The following is a 16,434-nucleotide window of genomic DNA, read 5'->3' on the forward strand; positions in this document are numbered from 1 at the left end:
GGTTTAGAATCGGAAATCCCTCCGGTTATTCTCGCGGATCAACTTCAGATTCTCCAGCACAACTGCCCGTGCCTTTTCATTCGGCACGTTCAGCACTTCTTTATCGATCAGTTTATCGCCAAGTGCCTTCGTAGCAGGTGACGCATAATCCATCAGGTACTCTTCCAATGTCATCAGTGCATTCGGATGGCAGCAGTTCTGGATCTGGCCGCTCTTGCACAGGGACATGAATCTGTCGCCTGTTCTGCCTTCGCGGTAACATGCGGTACAGAAACTTGGAATATAATCCATCTCCATCAGCCAATGTACTACTTCGTCCAGAGTACGATTGTCGATAACGTCGAACTGTTCGGATTTCTCATCTTCCGGTTCCGGCTCGCAGTATCCGCCGACGCTTGTTCTGGAACCTCCACTGATCTGGGAGATGCCAAGATGCAGTACACGCTCACGAACTTTCTGGCTCTCACGGGTAGAGATAATCATGCCGGTATAAGGTACGGCGATTCGGATACAGGCTACGATCTTAGCAAACGTGTCATCATCGATTCCGTTGGTAAATGAACTTGCATCGATATCGTCCGCATTACGAAGCCGTGGTACGCTGATGGTATGCGGACCAACACCGAAAGCAGCCTCCAGATGTTCTGCGTGCATCAGAAGTCCTGCGAATTCATAACGGTATTTGTCCAGACCAAAGAGAACGCCGACACCGACATCATCTACGCCGCCTTCCATTGCACGATCCATTGCTTCTGTATGGTAATCATAGTCATGCTTTGGTCCTGTTGGATGCAACTGCAGGTAACTTTCTTTGTGGTAAGTCTCCTGGAACAGGATGTAAGTACCGATTCCTGCTTCTTTTAACAGACGGTAATTGTCCACAGTTGTAGCGGCAATATTAATATTGACACGGCGGATAGCGCCATTTTTATGCTTGATATTGTAAATGGTGTTGATAGAATCCAGATAATAGTCCATGGTATTATGAACCGGATCTTCGCCAGCCTCCAGAGCAAGACGTTTGTGTCCCATATCCTGAAGTGCGATAACCTCACGCTTAATCTCTTCCTGACTCAGTTTCTTACGGGCAATGTGTTTATTCTTCATGTGATATGGACAGTAAGTACATCCATTAATACAGTAGTTGGACAGATATAATGGCGCGAAAAGCACGATACGGTTTCCGTAGAAATCTTTCTTGATCTGCTCTGCCAGTTTGAAGATCTTCTGATTCATCTCTTCATCCTCACAGGCAAGGAGCACAGAAGCCTCACGGTGAGACAATCCCTTGCGAAGTGCAGCCTTTTCAATTAAGGATTCGATCAGTGGCAGATTATTCTTATTCTCATCCGCATAAGCGAGTGTTTCCAGAATCTCCTCATGATTAATAAAGTCCTCAGCATGTTTTGAATTTACATCATACATAATAGTTCCTCCTTATATTTCCTTTGTATGTATTATTATTTAAAATATTCTAGACGTTTAGTGAATCTCCTCTGGCAGTAACCACCTGGTATCCAATGGATTCCATCCGGCGCTCAAGGCAGTTTCGGCATTCCGCAGCCTCATCTCCGGTGCAGATCTTATTGTCATACAGTGAGTAATCTTTGCGAACCGCCGTAGGTGACAGGTTCGGCATGACGACATTCGCCCCGGCAAGAATTCCCTGCTCCCGTCCATTTGGATGGATCGTTCCCAGTGCTGTTGTGGCAGGCAGCAGGACTTTCGGAAGCATGAGCCGGATCAGTCCCAGCATGAACAAAGTAAGCTCCAAAGTCCCCGATGCTTTATCGGCAAATGGTGTGTCGTGGTGTGGGATAAATGGTCCAATCCCCACCATATGCGGATTCAATTCGTGGATAAATAACATATCTTCCGCAAGATTCTCCGGTGTCTGGTAAGGTGATCCCACCATGAAGCCGGTTCCCACCTGATATCCGATTTCTTTCAGATTCCAGAGGCATTGCTGCCTTTTGGCGGCACTTAAGGAAGCTGGATGCAGTTTGGCATAATGCGCAGAATTGTAAGTCTCGTGCCTTAGAAGATAACGGTCTGCTCCGGCATCGAAGAATCGCTTGTAACTTTCATAGGATCGTTCTCCGAGAGAGAGAGTAACCGCACAGTCAGGATACAGATCCTTGATGCAATGTACAAGATGAGCAATTTTATCATCTGTAAAATAAGCATCCTCGCCCCCTTGCAGGACGAAGGTACGAAATCCAAGTTCATATCCCATACGGCAGCAGGAAAGAATCTCTTCTTCTGTAAGTCGATAGCGGCTGGCATTCTGATTGCTTTTTCGGATGCCGCAATAGAGGCAATCGTTGCGGCAATAATTGGTGAATTCGATCAGTCCCCGCACATAGACGTCATGCCTGTAGTACTGATGTCGTTCCTCTCTTGCCAATGCGAACAGATACTCCGAAAGTTCCGGCGTCCGCCCGGCAATCAGCCAGGTCCACTCTTCCTTAGAAAGACAACGCGCCTCTTTTAATTTATCGATCAGTTCTTTTAATCCGTTTGATTCATTGCTGTTAATCATATACCACCCCTTCGTGATTCTAAAAGAATAAGAATATGTCTCCATGACACAAAAAAAGACCTCACGCTCATGGCGTCAGGTCCTAAAAGGGTAGAAATCACCCCTACCCATTCATAATCTTCGAATCTGTCCGCCTTCTCACTCAGGTGTTGCCCTTCATGATTAGTACGTGTTAAGAAAATTATATCATAATGAAAAATCATGCACAATGAAAGTTTATGTTTTCACAAAAGAATATTGCAGAATATTTGCGAAATATATTTCGCTTGAAACAGAAGGTCATGCTATACTATATTATAATGCATATTACCAATGCAATTACGGAGGAAACAAATATGGAATCAGAACACGTAACACATAATTTCGCTCCAATTTTTGATGAGAATTCCCGGATTCTCATGCTTGGAACTATGCCGTCTCCCAAATCGCGGGAAGTTGGATTCTACTACGGGCATCCGCGCAACCGTTTCTGGAAAGTGGTATCTGATGTGTGTGGCGAAGAATTGCCGGAGACGAGAGAAGAGAAGATAGCATTTGCCCTTAGAAATAAGATCGCAGTGTGGGACGTTCTGGCCGGATGCGAGATTAAAGGTGCAGATGACAGCAGCATCCGCAATCCAATCCCCAATGATATGGATGTGATTCTTTCTAAGGCAGATATAAAAGCGATATTTACCACCGGAACCAAAGCAGCACAATTATATAAGAAATACTGTTATCCAAGTACAGGAATCGAGGCAATTCCTCTGCCCTCTACCAGTCCTGCGAATTGCCGGGTATCTTATGAGGAACTGTATACTGCATATGAGGTAATACGCAGATATCTGGGATAGCGGCGGAGGACGCTGATAGTGATGATAAATATCCGTTGGAATTCGAGCGGAGTCACAGATGTCAGCCAATGCGGTGGGCAGATATAGAACGTGAAGTGAAATACGAGAGGAGAATCACCTATGACAAGAGAAGAAAGAGTAAGCAGTCTCATAGATTATCTAAAGCATGAGGATTACGGCTATGCCGCATTGCAGGAGCCGGTGAATTATGAGGGGAAACGAAGACTCCTAAGAAGTCTGATGAATGTGCGTTTCCCAGGAGGAGCCACGGAGGAGTTCCTGCAGATGCAGGATGCGCTTTTGAAGGAGGAATTGGCAGAAAAAGGAATTGTAGGTGTGGAAGACCTTCCGGTAATCGGTGCCATCTATCCTTGTGTGGCGATTAAAAATGTGGATAAGATCTCTCTTTGGCGCGGAGATATTACAAGGCTTTCTGTGGATGCCATCGTCAATGCGGCGAACAGTCAGTTGCTGGGATGTTTTGTGCCGTGCCACGGATGTATTGACAATGCGATACATTCGGCAGCAGGAATTCAACTTCGCAATGAATGTGCAGAATTGATGGAAGCGCAGGGTCATGAAGAGCCAACCGGAAAGGCGAAGATTACCAGAGGTTATAATCTTCCGGCTAGATATGTTCTTCATACGGTAGGACCGATTGTAGGAATGGAAGTCACTGAGAAGCAGAAAGAAGAATTAAAGTCATGTTACCTAAACTGCATGAAATTGGCAGAGAAGAAGGGGTTGAAGTCGATTGCATTCTGCTGTATATCTACGGGGGAATTCCATTTTCCTGGGAAATTAGCGGCGCAGATAGCAGTAGAGACGGTGGACAGATATCTGTCTTCATCGGCACTTGAACGGGTTGTGTTCAATGTATTCAAGGAAGAGGATTTTAATATCTATAAGAAATTATTCCGGTAAGATAAGAAAGGGAGTTTGCAATATATGGAGAATCTAATATTCAGTCTCAATGCGACAGTCCCGGTTTTCCTAATGATGATACTGGGACTTCTCTTCAGGAAAATTGGATGGATCGACGATGTATTCGCATCCAAGATGAACAGATTCGTCTTCACTGTTCCTTTGCCAGTATTAGTGTTTAGTGACCTGGCGACGGTGGATTTCAGTCAGGTATGGAATATGAAGTTTGTGCTGTTCTGTTTTGGAGCAACGATCATAAGCATTGCCATATCATCCGCTCTATCATTCTTTTGGAAGGACAAATCAATTCAGGGAGAATTCATCCAGGCGTCCTACCGCAGCAGCGCAGCGCTTCTGGGAATTGCATTCATCCAGAATATCTACGGAACAGCGGGAATGGCTCCGCTTATGATCATTGGAAGTGTTCCGCTTTACAATATCATGGCTGTACTTGTGCTGTCTCTTTTTAAGCCGGGACAGAGCGGGCTGGATAAAAAGGTAATCAAGAAGACACTGAAAGGAATCGTGACGAACCCTATTATAATAGGAATTGCGACAGGTCTTATCTGGTCAGCGCTTAAGATTCCGATGCCGCCGATTGTGGCGAAGACCGTGTCCAGCATCGGAGGAGTAGCAACACCGATGGGGCTGATGGCGATGGGAGCGACATTCGATATTAAGAAGGCATTTGCCAAAGTAAAACCTTCTGTAGCAGCGGCATTCATTAAACTGGTGGGCTTCTGTGCCATCTTTCTTCCAATTGCGGTGCGATTCGGCTTCCGAGAGGAGGAATTGGTAGCGATTCTGGTGATGCTTGGTTCAGCAACTACGGTAAGCTGCTTTGTGATGGCGAAGAATATGGGACATGAGGGCATACTGTCATCAAATGTTGTGATGCTGACTACTTTGTTCAGTGCGTTTACGTTGACAGGGTGGCTGTATATTTTGAAGTCTATGGGATTCATCTAAAGAGACTCTTAAGAGTTTCTGAAATTCCATTCATTTACCTTGACAAATCCCCTCCCGATGGCTATTATATTCAATAGTTCAAAAAACAAAGGCATTGAAGAAGAGGAGTACGCATAAGTTCATTCTGACAGAGAGAGCGGCCCACCGGCTGAAAGGCGCTTAAGAATCGAGATGCGGAAGGTAGCTTCGGAGCTGGATGGCTGAACCTTAAGTTACATATATGTAGATGTGACTTGTGATAAGGCTAGGTTGTCCCGGAGTCGTTCCCGTTAAAGAATATGATGAGATATGTAGAGATTGCTTCTATATATAGAATAAAGGTGGTACCGCGATATACTCGCCCTTTACAGAACAGTGTAGAGGGTGCTTTTTTATACCCTCAAATGTGAAAAAAGTGTGATTTGCGATGAGGAGGAAAACTATGAGCCAGAACTTGGAGACAACCTACAATCCAAAAGAGATTGAATCAAAACTGTATGAGAAATGGTGTGAGAACAAGTATTTCCACGCCGAAGTTGACAGAAGCAGAAAACCATTTACAACCGTTATGCCGCCGCCGAATATTACCGGTAAGCTGCACATGGGTCACGCATTAGATAATACATTGCAGGATATCCTGATCCGTTATAAGAGAATGCAGGGCTATAACGCACTGTGGGTGCCTGGAACAGACCACGCTGCCATCTCCACAGAGGTGAAAGTAACCAATCAGTTAAAGGAAGAGGGCATTGATAAGAAAGAATTAGGTCGTGAGAAGTTCTTAGAGAGAACTTGGCAGTGGAAGGAAGAATACGCAGGAACGATCGAAGGACAGCTTAAGAAGTTAGGCGTATCTTGTGACTGGGACAGAGAGCGTTTCACGATGGACGAAGGATGCTCTAAGGCAGTAGAAGAAGTATTTATCAAGTTATACGAAGAAGGATATATCTACAGAGGCTCCAGAATCATCAACTGGTGTCCGGTATGTAAGACTTCTCTGTCTGATGCAGAGGTTGAGCATGAGGAACAGGAAGGACATTTCTGGCATATCAAGTATCCAATCGTAGGAACGGATGATTATCTTGAGATTGCAACTACACGTCCGGAGACGATGCTTGGTGATACGGCAATTGCTGTACATCCGGATGATGAGAGATATAAAGATATCGTAGGCAAGAAGGCGATTCTGCCATTAGTAAACCGGGAGATTCCGATTGTTGCAGACTACTATGTAGACAAAGAGTTCGGAACCGGCGCGGTTAAGATCACGCCTGCACATGACCCGAACGACTTCGAAGTTGGAAAGCGTCATAACCTGCCAGAGATCAACATCATGAATGATGATGCAACGATCAATGCAAATGGCGGCAAATATGCTGGTCTTGAGCGTTACGAAGCAAGAAAGATTATGGTAAAAGATCTGGAAGAGCAGGGATATCTTGTAAAAGTAGTTCCACATTCTCATAATGTAGGAACTCATGACAGATGCCACACAACCGTAGAGCCATTAGTAAAACAGCAGTGGTTCGTAAGAATGGAAGAGTTGGCGAAACCGGCAATCGAGGCAGTAAAGAATGGAGATCTGAAGTTCGTACCTGAGAGATTCGACAAGATCTACCTGCACTGGCTTGAGAATATCCGTGACTGGTGTATCTCCAGACAGATCTGGTGGGGACACAGAATCCCGGCATATTATTGTGATGAGTGTGGCGAGGTTGTAGTATCAAGAGGCATGCCGGAGAAATGTCCGAAGTGCGGATGTACACATTTCACACAGGATGAGGATACGCTGGATACCTGGTTCTCTTCTGCATTATGGCCATTCTCAACGCTTGGCTGGCCAGAGAAGACGGAAGATCTGGATTATTTCTACCCGACCGATGTACTGGTAACCGGATATGATATTATCTTCTTCTGGGTAATCCGTATGGTATTCTCAGGATATGCACATACCGGAAAATCTCCGTTCCATACCGTATTCATCCACGGACTTGTAAGAGATTCTCTGGGACGTAAGATGAGTAAGTCACTTGGAAATGGTATTGATCCGCTGGAGATTATCGACCAGTATGGTGCAGATGCGCTTCGTATGACGCTGATTACCGGTAATGCGCCAGGTAATGATATGCGTTTCTATAATGAAAGAGTAGAAGCAAGCCGTAATTTTGCCAACAAGGTATGGAATGCATCACGTTTCATCCTTATGAACCTTGGAGATAAAGAACTGACAGAGCCTGTAGATCTTGAAGCGCGTCCAAGCGACAGATGGATCTTATCCAAATGTAATAGCGTAGTAAAAGATGTAACCGAGAACATGGATAAGTTCGAACTTGGTATTGCATTATCCAAGATCTATGATTTCTTGTGGGATGAGTTCTGCGACTGGTATATCGAACTTGCAAAATACCGTATCTATCATGCAGATGAGGATGCTGCAAGTGCTAACGATGCGCTGTGGACATTAAGAGAAGTACTTAAGAAGTCTTTGAAACTGCTGCATCCATATATGCCATTTGTAACGGAAGAGATCTACAGCAAACTGGTACCGGAAGAGGATTCTCTGATGATGTCCCAGTGGCCGGCATATGATGAGAAGTGGAACTTCCCGGTTGCAGAGAATATCGTAGAGCATTATAAAGAAATCATCCGTGGCGTTCGTAATGTACGAGCAGAGATGAATGTACCGAACTCCAGAAAAGCAACGGTATATGTCGTATGTGAAGACCGGAAGTTGTGTACAGGGCTTGCATTCTTAAGTGATTCTGCGAAGATGATGGCAGCAGCGAATGAATTCGTGATCCAGAATGATAAGACGGGAATTGCTGATGATGCAGTATCCATCGTTGTACCGGATGCAACCGTATACGTTCCGTTGGAAGAGTTGATAGACTTTGAGCAGGAGATCGAGCGTCTGACCAAGGAAGAGAACCGTCTTGCAAAAGAGATCGCGCGTGCGAATGGAATGTTGAACAATGAGAAGTTCGTAAGCAAGGCTCCTGCAGCAAAGGTACAGGAAGAGCGCGATAAACTTGAGACATACAAACAGATGATGGCTCAGGTACAGGAGCGGTTGGAAGGTCTGAAATCTAAGCAGGCATAAATATAGTAGTTACAGATCAATCAGTCATAAGCAGATCAGCGTAAGGGGATATTATGAAGAAAATTCATGTAAAGAAGCCTGATGTGAAAGGGGCAGTTCACAAACTGAAGAATCTGAAGAAAGAAGATGTGAAAGCGTATTGGAAGGCGAGGAGAGAGCGCCGTGCGAGAATCATAGAAGAACGCCGTAACAGCGCATTTGCCAGAAAGATGAAACCGGTATATCAGTTCATGAACCGGTTCTCGCTGGTGTTCCATGCGCTTCTGGCATGTATCATTAACTTCGCGATTGAAGCAATCTCAAGGCATTCCGCAATTGAAGCGTGGGATTATATGACAGGGACACCAGTGGTGTTCCTGTACAATGCGTTTATGATCTTCATTACGTTTTCGGTGGTGTATCTGTTCAAACGGAGGATATTTGTCCGCATTATTATTAGTGTCTTGTGGATGGCGCTTGGAGTTGCCAATGGATATATGCTTATGAAGCGTGTGACGCCTTTCAATGCACAGGACTTTAAGGCGGCAAAGGAAGGACTTTCGCTGATTACGAATTATTTTAATGGCTTTGAACTGATTATTGTGGGTGTTGGAATCGCAGCCGTCATTATCTGGGTAGTCTCCATGTGGAGGCGTGGCGGACAGTATGCCGGCAAGGTGCGCCGTGTGTGGGCTTTGATCGGAATCGGTATCTGTGCTGTGCTGTATGGTTTCGTCTCGGATATGGCGGTTGAAAAGAGAGTCGTATCCACTTATTTTGGAAATATCGCTTTTGCATATGAAGATTATGGATTGCCGTATTGTTTTATGGCGAGTGTATTCAACACCGGAATTACGGAACCGAATACCTACAGTAAGGAGACAATTGCTGAGATTACCAACAATGGCGAGATGGCGAAGAATGAGACAGGGCGTTCTGAGGAAGAACTGCCGAACATCATCTTCGTACAGTTAGAGTCGTATTTTGATGTGGATGAGGCGGAGTTCTTTACTACATCGGGGGATGCGTGCCCGAATCTCCATGCGATGTATGAACAATATTCTTCCGGGTATTTTAAGGTGCCGTCTGTAGGAGCGGGTACGGCGAATACAGAGTTCGAGGTGCTGACGGGTATGAATCTTCGTTACTTTGGACCGGGAGAATATCCGTATAAGACGGTGTTAAAGAATCAGGTCTGTGAAAGTGCGGCGACAGCGCTTAGTTCATTGGGATATGGAACACACGCACTTCATAATAACGGCGGTAATTTCTACAGCCGTGCAAGAGTATTTAACAATACTGGATTTGACAGTTATACAAGCAAAGAGTTCATGAATATTCTTCAGTTGACGGAGAATGGATGGGCGAAGGATGATATTTTGATTCAGCATATTATGGATGCTATGGATACCACGGAGCAGCAGGATTTTGTATTTACGATCAGTGTACAGGGGCATGGCGATTATCCGGAAGAGAAGGTGCTTGAGAATCCGAGGATTACGGTAGAGGGAATCGAGGATGAAGCACTGAGGAATAAATGGGAGTATTATGTGAATCAGGTTTACGAGATGGACGAATTCGCCGGCAATCTGGTGAAGACATTGGAAGAGAGAGGAGAGCCGACGGTAGTTGTATTCTATGGCGACCATCTTCCGACGATGGGATTGAAGGCAGAGGATCTAAAAGGACGTTACCTGTATAATACGAATTATGTGATCTGGGATAATATCGGACTTAAGAAAGAAGACCGTAATATTCCTTCTTACCAGATTATGGCGGATGTTCTGGATCGTCTGGATATTCACTCAGGTACGGTGTTTAATTATCATCAGGAGAGACGAAAGACGAAGAACTATCTGGCGGACTTAGAACTTCTGCAGTATGACATCCTCTATGGCGGACAGTATGTGTACGGAGGCGACCAGCCGATTACGGAAGGGCACATGGTAATGGGTGTCCGGGATGTTACGCTTAAGAATATTGTGCCTCACCTTAAGAATGGATACAGTCTGTATGGAGAGAATTTTACCAAGTCAAGCAAGGTCTATGTCAATGGTGAGAAGCAAAAGAGTTCGTTCCTTAATAATACCAGAATTGATCTGTCGGAGACGGAACTGAAGGATGGAGATGTGATCGTGGTCAGCCAGGTAGGCTCAAGCAATACGATTTTCCGCAAATCAGATGAGTATATCTACCAGGAGGGCGAACTGATCCTGCAGGAGGGAACTGCGACAGATAAGACCAGATCCTGGGTAGAGCAGGCAGATGAGGAAGAATAGAATGATAACAACATATGAAGAGGCAGTAGCCTATATTGAGGAGATTCCCAAGTTTACCAAGAAGCATAGGCAGGAACACACCAAAGAGTTCCTAAGACGGCTTGGGAATCCGGCATTCGACCGGAAGATCATCCATGTGGCAGGAACCAATGGAAAAGGTTCGGTATGTGCATATCTTAAGGCGATTTTGATGGCTGAGGGGAAGAGAACGGGGTTCTTCACTTCCCCTCATCTTGTATCTGTGAATGAGCGGATACGGGTGGATAACGAACAGATTGACAATGAGACATTCTTTCATGTGTTCCGGCAGGTGTTGGAAGTTGTGGAGGAAATGGAAAACGAAGGAGTGGAGCATCCTTCGTATTTTGAATTTCTGTTTGGAATGGGAATGAAGGCTTTTTCTGAAACGGATGTGGAATATATTATATTGGAGACAGGGCTTGGCGGACGGCTGGACGCGACGAATAGTGTGGAGCATCCGGCGCTTACGATCATTACCTCCATCAGCCTGGATCACACGGATATCCTGGGAGATACGATTGAGCAGATTGCTGGTGAGAAGGCTGGAATTATCAAGCGTAATGTGCCGATTTTCTATGATGGAAGCAATCCGAAAGCCTCAGAGGTAATTCGTCAAAAGGCGCAGGAATTGGAGGCACCCTGCAGAGAAATATCGAAAAATGCGTTCGAAATCCGAGAAGTTAACTGGAAATATATTGCATTTTCACACGCGAATGCGTATGATAAAGATGTTATATTTCAAGTGCCGATCTGCGGATGCTATCAGGCGATGAACGCAGAGATTGCGCTCCAGGCAGCGGAATATCTTCTGGAAAATGAGACGATTCATATAGAACGCTGGAGGGAGGCTCTTAAGTCCCTTCACTGGGAAGGCAGAATGGAAAGGGTTGCCCCACATCTGACGATAGACGGCGCCCATAATCCTGGAGCAATCGAAGCATTTGTAGAGAGCATGAAGGCGCTTGGGGCTGATGAAAGTGGCAGATATGTCATCGTATTTTCGGCGGTAAGTGATAAGAAATATGAATGGATGATCGAATATCTGTGCAGGAACCTGAATGCAAATGCATACATTGTAACAGAGATAGAAGATGTGAGGCGGGTTCCGGTACAGGATCTGGGACGCGCATTTGAAAAATATACGGATGCGAAGGTTATCTGTAAAGCGAATCTGGAAGATGCGCTTCAGGCAGCCCGGGCAGAGTGCGGGGAAGATGGAGAGATCTATTGTATCGGTTCTCTGTACCTTGCGGGAATGGTAAAAAAGCTACTGGAAGGAGGCAGTTACCATGCTTAATTTTGAAGAAGAATTGAAGAAGTTCCAGCCAAGTCTGGAAGTAGAAGAGATAGAAGATGCTGTCTATCAGGAGGACATCACGGATATGACAGACATATTACGAGAGATGATCGAACAAACTAAGTAGATGAAGGGGCATAAGAGGGTAGTATATGGATTATACAACAAAACTGTCATACCAGTCCATGTACTGGTATAATGACGGATTGAAGAAAGCGAATATCCGGGATCTGTCCGGCGCAATCACGTCTTTGAAGAAGAGTTTACAATATAATAGAGCGAATATTGCAGCCAGGAATCTGCTTGGACTTGTGTATTATGGACGAGGAGATGTGGTAGAGGCGCTTGTAGAGTGGGTATTAAGTAAGAATTTCCAATCTCATGAGAATATCGCCAATTACTATATCCAGAAGATCCGGGAGACTCCGGGAGAACTGGAGATGATCAATCAGGCAATCAAGCGGTATAACCAGGCGCTGGGATACTGCTATCAGAATGGCGAAGATCTTGCAATCATCCAATTGAAAAAGGCGGTGGCGGCACATCCTGATTATGTGAAGGCACACCAGCTGCTGGCACTTCTGTATATGCATACGGAGCAGTATGGGAATGCAAGGCAGTCCATCCGTACGGCTCATAAGTTAGATACGACGGATGATATTACGCTTCGCTATATGCATGAATTGAACCAGATCCGCAAGGCGCGGACGGCTAAATTAAAAGAGAATGAGAAGAAAGAGAAGCACACAGTTACTTATAATATCGGAAATGAGACAATTATTCAGCCGGTGTCTTCCAGTTACAAAGATAATGCTGGGTTGCATACGGTTGTAAATATTGCATTGGGTGTTGTGGTAGGCGTGGCTGTTATGTGGTTCCTGATTATGCCGGCGCTTAATTCCACAAGACAGGAGAAAGTGAACAAGCAGACGGTAGAGTTCAGCGATCAGATTGCTACTCAGACGGCGCAGATTAGTGCGCTTAAGAAAGAACTGGAAGAATACCGCTCTACCAGTGAGGAGACGCAGAATGCCCAGGCAACGGCAGAGTCAACCCAGAGCAGTTATGAGATCGTAATGTCCATTGCATCTCACTATCAGGCAAAAGACATGAGCGATTCGGCGATGCTGGAACAGTTGCTTCAGGTAAATGCAGATTCACTGGGAACCGTAGGAAGAGAGACTTTTGATGGAATCACTTCAGAGTTGTACCCAAGAATGTGTGAGGACCTGTACTCTACATCCCAGAAGAATTACGAGGTTGCTAATTATGAGACGGCGATCAGTAATCTCGAGCAGGTTATGAAGATGGATGAAGGATATAGTGACGGAGGAGCCATGCTTCTGCTGGCACAGTCTTATGAGAAGAGTGGGGAGCAGGATCAGGCGAATCTGAAATATCAGAAGATATTAGAGGCTTACCCGGATACGGAGGCTGCGCAGGCAGCACAGGAGGCATTGGATGCCCAGAATGGAGAGGGCGGGCAGGAAGAATAGAACATCATATAAGGTTATTTACGAAAGAGAAGGATATGCAGAGGATTGCATATCCTTTTCTTGTATCATAGGAAACTTCGTTCCCTATGATACAAAAACCCTCCGGGAGGATGCGCACTCGCACAAAGAGGTAGAATGTCGCAGGCGACTGTGCTCGGCGCGGGAATGTGCTTTGCACATTCTATTAAAAAAAGATAGAGAATATTAAGAAGAAGGAGGAAGAATATGAAATATCAGGTACAGGAGAATTGTCTGACTGTGTTTTTGCCTTATGAGTTGGATCATCATAATGCAGAGGAGATTCGGAGGGAGTCGGATCATCTGATAGAACATAACCATATCAGGTATGTGATCTTTGATTTTGCTGACACGAATTTTATGGACAGTTCAGGAATTGGCGTGATTATGGGACGTTATAAGCGGATCTATATGCTGGGAGGAGGGGTGTGTGCAGTGCATGCGAATGAAAGAATGAAGAAGATCTTAACCATGTCAGGAGTAACCAAAATAATGCAGATATATGAGGAGGAAGAATAGATGGAACATACCAATGAGATGCAATTAATCTTTGACAGCCGCTCATCTAACGAGTCATTTGCCCGGGTAACGGTAGCGGCATTCATGACGGCGCTGAATCCAACGGTAGAAGAAGTGTCGGATGTGAAGACGGCGGTATCGGAGGCGGTGACCAATGCCATTATCCATGGATATGAGAATGAGGTACATAACATCTGGATTCACTGCCGTACGGAAGGAAAGACGCTTTATCTTGAGATCCGGGACGAGGGAAGAGGAATCGAAGATGTCAGTCAGGCTATGGAGCCGCTCTTTACCACGAAGCCGGAACTGGATCGTTCCGGAATGGGTTTTTCTTTTATGGAGGCGTTTATGGATCACCTGGAAGTGATATCCGCTCCGGGCGAGGGCACAACGGTAAAGATGGAAAAAACAATTGGAAAAGGACGTAGATTATGGACCACACAATCGCTTTGATTCAGAAGTCTCACGAAGGGGATGAAGAAGCGAAAGCACGATTGGTAGAGGAAAATGCAGGTCTTGTCTGGTGTATTGTGAAACGATTCTATAACCGGGGCGTAGAGGCGGAGGACTTATTCCAGGTGGGGAATATCGGATTGTTAAAAGCGATTGATAAGTTCGACCTGTCTTATGAAGTGAAGTTCTCGACGTATGCCGTGCCGATGATCTCAGGAGAGATCAAGCGTTTTCTAAGAGATGATGGTATGATCAAGGTAAGCCGTTCCCTAAAAGAACTGGCTTACAAGGCATATCTCTGCCAGGAGAAACTTCAGGAGCAGTGGGGAAGAGATCCGACGATCACAGAGATTGCAGAGCATCTGGGGGTAGACAGAGAAGAACTGACCATGGCGCTGGATGCCAGTGGAGACATTGAATCCCTGCATAAGCCAATTTACCAAAAAGAAGGTCAGGAGATTCGGCTGATGGACAAGCTGCCTCAGAAGGAAGGGGAAGAAGACAGGATCTTGAATCATATGCTTCTTACACAACTTTTGAATTATCTGGATAAGGATGAGCGAAGGCTAATCTACCTGCGGTATTTTGCAAATCAGACGCAGACACAGGTGGGAGAAGAACTTGGAATATCTCAGGTTCAGGTATCAAGGATGGAAAAGAAAATATTAAAAAATCTGCGAGAGCGAATATAGCAGGCATACCATGTATATTTTCCTGAAAACCATCCATACTAATCCGCAAAAGGAATAAAGAAGGTGGAAAGTATGGATGATGCAAGGAAAAAACTCAGGGTATGCCTGATTTTTGTCGTGGCAGTGGCGATTATATTCGGCGTAATCTATTATTTTAACGATATAAAGGGGAAGGGCAGTGTAAGTGAAGGTACACTGGTCAGGAATGAGAAGATAGTGCCGGATGAGGCTGGTCTGCTAACATGTGCCGGCATACTGGATGAACTTCAAGATGGACTGGAAGGCAGGGGATAGGCATGGCAGCAAATGGTGATACGGTCTATATTAAGGCGGATAGGGATGTTGAGGTGACAAAACCAGAGGTTATGCTAGGGGATGTAGTGAAGATGGAATGCTCGAATCCATCTGTAGTTCCCAAGTTAAATACGCTGAAGTTGTTAAAATTCCATCACACAGATAACAAACACCAGAATCGAACCGCAGTTTCCATATTAAAAGTAATCGCGTGTATTCATGAAAAATATCCCAATATAAATGTGGAGAATATGGGAGAGACTGATTTTATTGTGACGTACGAGGAACAGCAGTCGGCGGGCGGAGCCTTGCATGTGGCGAAGATGGTTGGCGTGGTTGTCATCAGTTTTATAGGAGCCGCATTCTCTATTATGGCATTTAACAATGATGTTGATGCCACTAAGATGTTTGGTCAGATCTACGAATTGATGACGGGGCAGAAATCCGATGGATTTACCATACTGGAATTAACCTATTGTATCGGACTGGTCATCGGAATCCTGACGTTCTTTAATCATTTCGGCAAGAAGAAATTGTCGGTAGACCCAACGCCGATGGAGGTGGAGATGCGCCTGTATGAGAACGATATTCAGACGACTCTGATTGAAACATATTCCAGAAAGGAGAAAGAACTGGATGTGGGTAGCACAAATTCTACTGGCACTCATCGGACTTAGCGCAGGCATGATCGTAGCAGGTGGCCTGTTCTCATTCATCAGCGGACTTGGAGTAATCTCCGACTTTGCTGACAGAACTCATACAGGCGAGCATATCCTTCTGTATGAAGACAGCGTAGCACTTGGAGGGATTATTGGGAACATCATCTTTATCTATCATATCGCCATCCCACATGGAACCTGGCTTGTTCCCTTTTTCGGTCTGTTTAGCGGAATTTTCGTGGGATGCTGGGCGATGGCGCTTGCGGAGATGCTTAATGTCTTTCCCATATTCATCCGCAGAGTGAAATTGGTGCGGGGGATACAATGGTTGATATTAGGAGTGGCGATCGGGAAAGGAATCGGGGCACTCGTGTTCT

Annotated in this window: 16 protein-coding genes and 1 other annotated feature; of the genes, 14 read left to right on the forward strand and 2 right to left on the reverse strand. The window is 45.3% G+C overall.

Going from position 1 to position 16,434, the window contains the following annotated elements; translation table 11 throughout:
* Positions 1-3 precede the first annotated feature (3 nt).
* On the reverse strand, positions 4-1,425 hold the full coding sequence (gene hydG, locus ACQRBN_RS14920) for a [FeFe] hydrogenase H-cluster radical SAM maturase HydG (protein ID WP_427739821.1): 1,422 nt from the start codon (positions 1,423-1,425) through the stop codon (positions 4-6).
* A 49-nt stretch (positions 1,426-1,474) separates the two neighbouring features.
* Positions 1,475-2,542, reverse strand: a complete 1,068-nt coding sequence (hydE, locus tag ACQRBN_RS14925; RefSeq protein ID WP_427739822.1) for a [FeFe] hydrogenase H-cluster radical SAM maturase HydE — start codon at positions 2,540-2,542, stop codon at positions 1,475-1,477.
* A gap of 335 nt (positions 2,543-2,877) precedes the next feature.
* Between hydE and ACQRBN_RS14930 the strand changes: the two genes are divergently transcribed.
* From ACQRBN_RS14930 to ACQRBN_RS14995, 14 genes are all read left to right on the forward strand, one after another.
* Complete coding sequence (locus ACQRBN_RS14930) at positions 2,878-3,375, forward strand: DNA-deoxyinosine glycosylase (protein ID WP_427739823.1); 498 nt, start codon at positions 2,878-2,880, stop codon at positions 3,373-3,375.
* A 120-nt stretch (positions 3,376-3,495) separates the two neighbouring features.
* Complete coding sequence (locus ACQRBN_RS14935; protein ID WP_427739824.1) at positions 3,496-4,299, forward strand: protein-ADP-ribose hydrolase; 804 nt, start codon at positions 3,496-3,498, stop codon at positions 4,297-4,299.
* Positions 4,300-4,323: 24 nt separating this feature from the next.
* Complete coding sequence (locus ACQRBN_RS14940) at positions 4,324-5,268, forward strand: AEC family transporter (protein WP_427739825.1); 945 nt, start codon at positions 4,324-4,326, stop codon at positions 5,266-5,268.
* 85 nt (positions 5,269-5,353) lie between these two features.
* Positions 5,354-5,616 (forward strand) — a binding site (T-box leader).
* Positions 5,617-5,689: 73 nt separating this feature from the next.
* A complete protein-coding gene (locus ACQRBN_RS14945) occupies positions 5,690-8,347 on the forward strand; it encodes a valine--tRNA ligase (RefSeq protein WP_427739826.1) in 2,658 nt (885 codons plus the stop codon).
* A 53-nt stretch (positions 8,348-8,400) separates the two neighbouring features.
* Positions 8,401-10,605: an LTA synthase family protein gene (locus ACQRBN_RS14950; protein ID WP_427739827.1), complete on the forward strand. Its 2,205-nt coding sequence runs from the start codon at positions 8,401-8,403 to the stop codon at positions 10,603-10,605.
* A gap of 1 nt (position 10,606) precedes the next feature.
* Positions 10,607-11,923: a bifunctional folylpolyglutamate synthase/dihydrofolate synthase gene (locus ACQRBN_RS14955; RefSeq protein ID WP_427739828.1), complete on the forward strand. Its 1,317-nt coding sequence runs from the start codon at positions 10,607-10,609 to the stop codon at positions 11,921-11,923.
* The gene (locus ACQRBN_RS14960; RefSeq protein WP_427739829.1) at positions 11,916-12,050 is read left to right on the forward strand and encodes a hypothetical protein; all 135 of its coding nucleotides are present in this window, start codon (positions 11,916-11,918) and stop codon (positions 12,048-12,050) included. The genes ACQRBN_RS14955 and ACQRBN_RS14960 overlap by 8 nt, the downstream gene beginning before the upstream one ends.
* Positions 12,051-12,075: 25 nt before the next feature.
* On the forward strand, positions 12,076-13,419 hold the full coding sequence (locus ACQRBN_RS14965; protein ID WP_427739830.1) for a tetratricopeptide repeat protein: 1,344 nt from the start codon (positions 12,076-12,078) through the stop codon (positions 13,417-13,419).
* A 225-nt stretch (positions 13,420-13,644) separates the two neighbouring features.
* The gene (locus ACQRBN_RS14970) at positions 13,645-13,956 is read left to right on the forward strand and encodes an STAS domain-containing protein (RefSeq protein WP_427739831.1); all 312 of its coding nucleotides are present in this window, start codon (positions 13,645-13,647) and stop codon (positions 13,954-13,956) included.
* On the forward strand, positions 13,957-14,412 hold the full coding sequence (gene spoIIAB, locus ACQRBN_RS14975; protein ID WP_427739832.1) for an anti-sigma F factor: 456 nt from the start codon (positions 13,957-13,959) through the stop codon (positions 14,410-14,412). It begins immediately after the preceding gene.
* Positions 14,391-15,104: a SigF/SigG family RNA polymerase sporulation sigma factor gene (locus tag ACQRBN_RS14980; protein ID WP_427739833.1), complete on the forward strand. Its 714-nt coding sequence runs from the start codon at positions 14,391-14,393 to the stop codon at positions 15,102-15,104. Before spoIIAB ends, ACQRBN_RS14980 begins: the two co-directional genes overlap by 22 nt.
* Before the next feature lie 72 nt (positions 15,105-15,176).
* Positions 15,177-15,398 carry a hypothetical protein gene (locus ACQRBN_RS14985; protein ID WP_427739834.1) on the forward strand — a complete coding sequence of 74 codons (222 nt, stop codon included), beginning with the start codon at positions 15,177-15,179 and terminating at the stop codon, positions 15,396-15,398.
* 2 nt (positions 15,399-15,400) lie between these two features.
* Positions 15,401-16,075 carry a stage V sporulation protein AA gene (locus tag ACQRBN_RS14990; protein WP_427739835.1) on the forward strand — a complete coding sequence of 225 codons (675 nt, stop codon included), beginning with the start codon at positions 15,401-15,403 and terminating at the stop codon, positions 16,073-16,075.
* Positions 16,035-16,434 (forward strand): stage V sporulation protein AB (locus ACQRBN_RS14995; protein WP_427739837.1); only part of this gene is annotated, 400 nt, incomplete at its 3' end. The genes ACQRBN_RS14990 and ACQRBN_RS14995, both read left to right, overlap by 41 nt.

The sequence above is a fragment of the Bariatricus sp. SGI.154 genome, from assembly GCF_050313795.1.
Lineage (GTDB): Bacteria > Bacillota > Clostridia > Lachnospirales > Lachnospiraceae > CAMBRQ01.

Bases quoted from the DNA above. Each gene is read 5' to 3' on its own strand.
- ACQRBN_RS14985 (WP_427739834.1), top strand. From the start codon at position 15,177: ATGGATGATGCAAGGAAAAAACTCAGGGTATGCCTGATTTTTGTCGTG.
- ACQRBN_RS14935 (WP_427739824.1), top strand. From the start codon at position 3,496: ATGACAAGAGAAGAAAGAGTAAGCAGTCTCATAGATTATCTAAAGCAT.
- ACQRBN_RS14980 (WP_427739833.1), top strand. From the start codon at position 14,391: ATGGACCACACAATCGCTTTGATTCAGAAGTCTCACGAAGGGGATGAA.
- spoIIAB (WP_427739832.1), top strand. From the start codon at position 13,957: ATGGAACATACCAATGAGATGCAATTAATCTTTGACAGCCGCTCATCT.
- ACQRBN_RS14950 (WP_427739827.1), top strand. From the start codon at position 8,401: ATGAAGAAAATTCATGTAAAGAAGCCTGATGTGAAAGGGGCAGTTCAC.
- ACQRBN_RS14940 (WP_427739825.1), top strand. From the start codon at position 4,324: ATGGAGAATCTAATATTCAGTCTCAATGCGACAGTCCCGGTTTTCCTA.
- hydG (WP_427739821.1), bottom strand. From the start codon at position 1,425: ATGTATGATGTAAATTCAAAACATGCTGAGGACTTTATTAATCATGAG.
- ACQRBN_RS14955 (WP_427739828.1), top strand. From the start codon at position 10,607: ATGATAACAACATATGAAGAGGCAGTAGCCTATATTGAGGAGATTCCC.
- ACQRBN_RS14990 (WP_427739835.1), top strand. From the start codon at position 15,401: ATGGCAGCAAATGGTGATACGGTCTATATTAAGGCGGATAGGGATGTT.
- ACQRBN_RS14930 (WP_427739823.1), top strand. From the start codon at position 2,878: ATGGAATCAGAACACGTAACACATAATTTCGCTCCAATTTTTGATGAG.
- ACQRBN_RS14945 (WP_427739826.1), top strand. From the start codon at position 5,690: ATGAGCCAGAACTTGGAGACAACCTACAATCCAAAAGAGATTGAATCA.
- ACQRBN_RS14960 (WP_427739829.1), top strand. From the start codon at position 11,916: ATGCTTAATTTTGAAGAAGAATTGAAGAAGTTCCAGCCAAGTCTGGAA.
- ACQRBN_RS14965 (WP_427739830.1), top strand. From the start codon at position 12,076: ATGGATTATACAACAAAACTGTCATACCAGTCCATGTACTGGTATAAT.
- hydE (WP_427739822.1), bottom strand. From the start codon at position 2,542: ATGATTAACAGCAATGAATCAAACGGATTAAAAGAACTGATCGATAAA.
- ACQRBN_RS14970 (WP_427739831.1), top strand. From the start codon at position 13,645: ATGAAATATCAGGTACAGGAGAATTGTCTGACTGTGTTTTTGCCTTAT.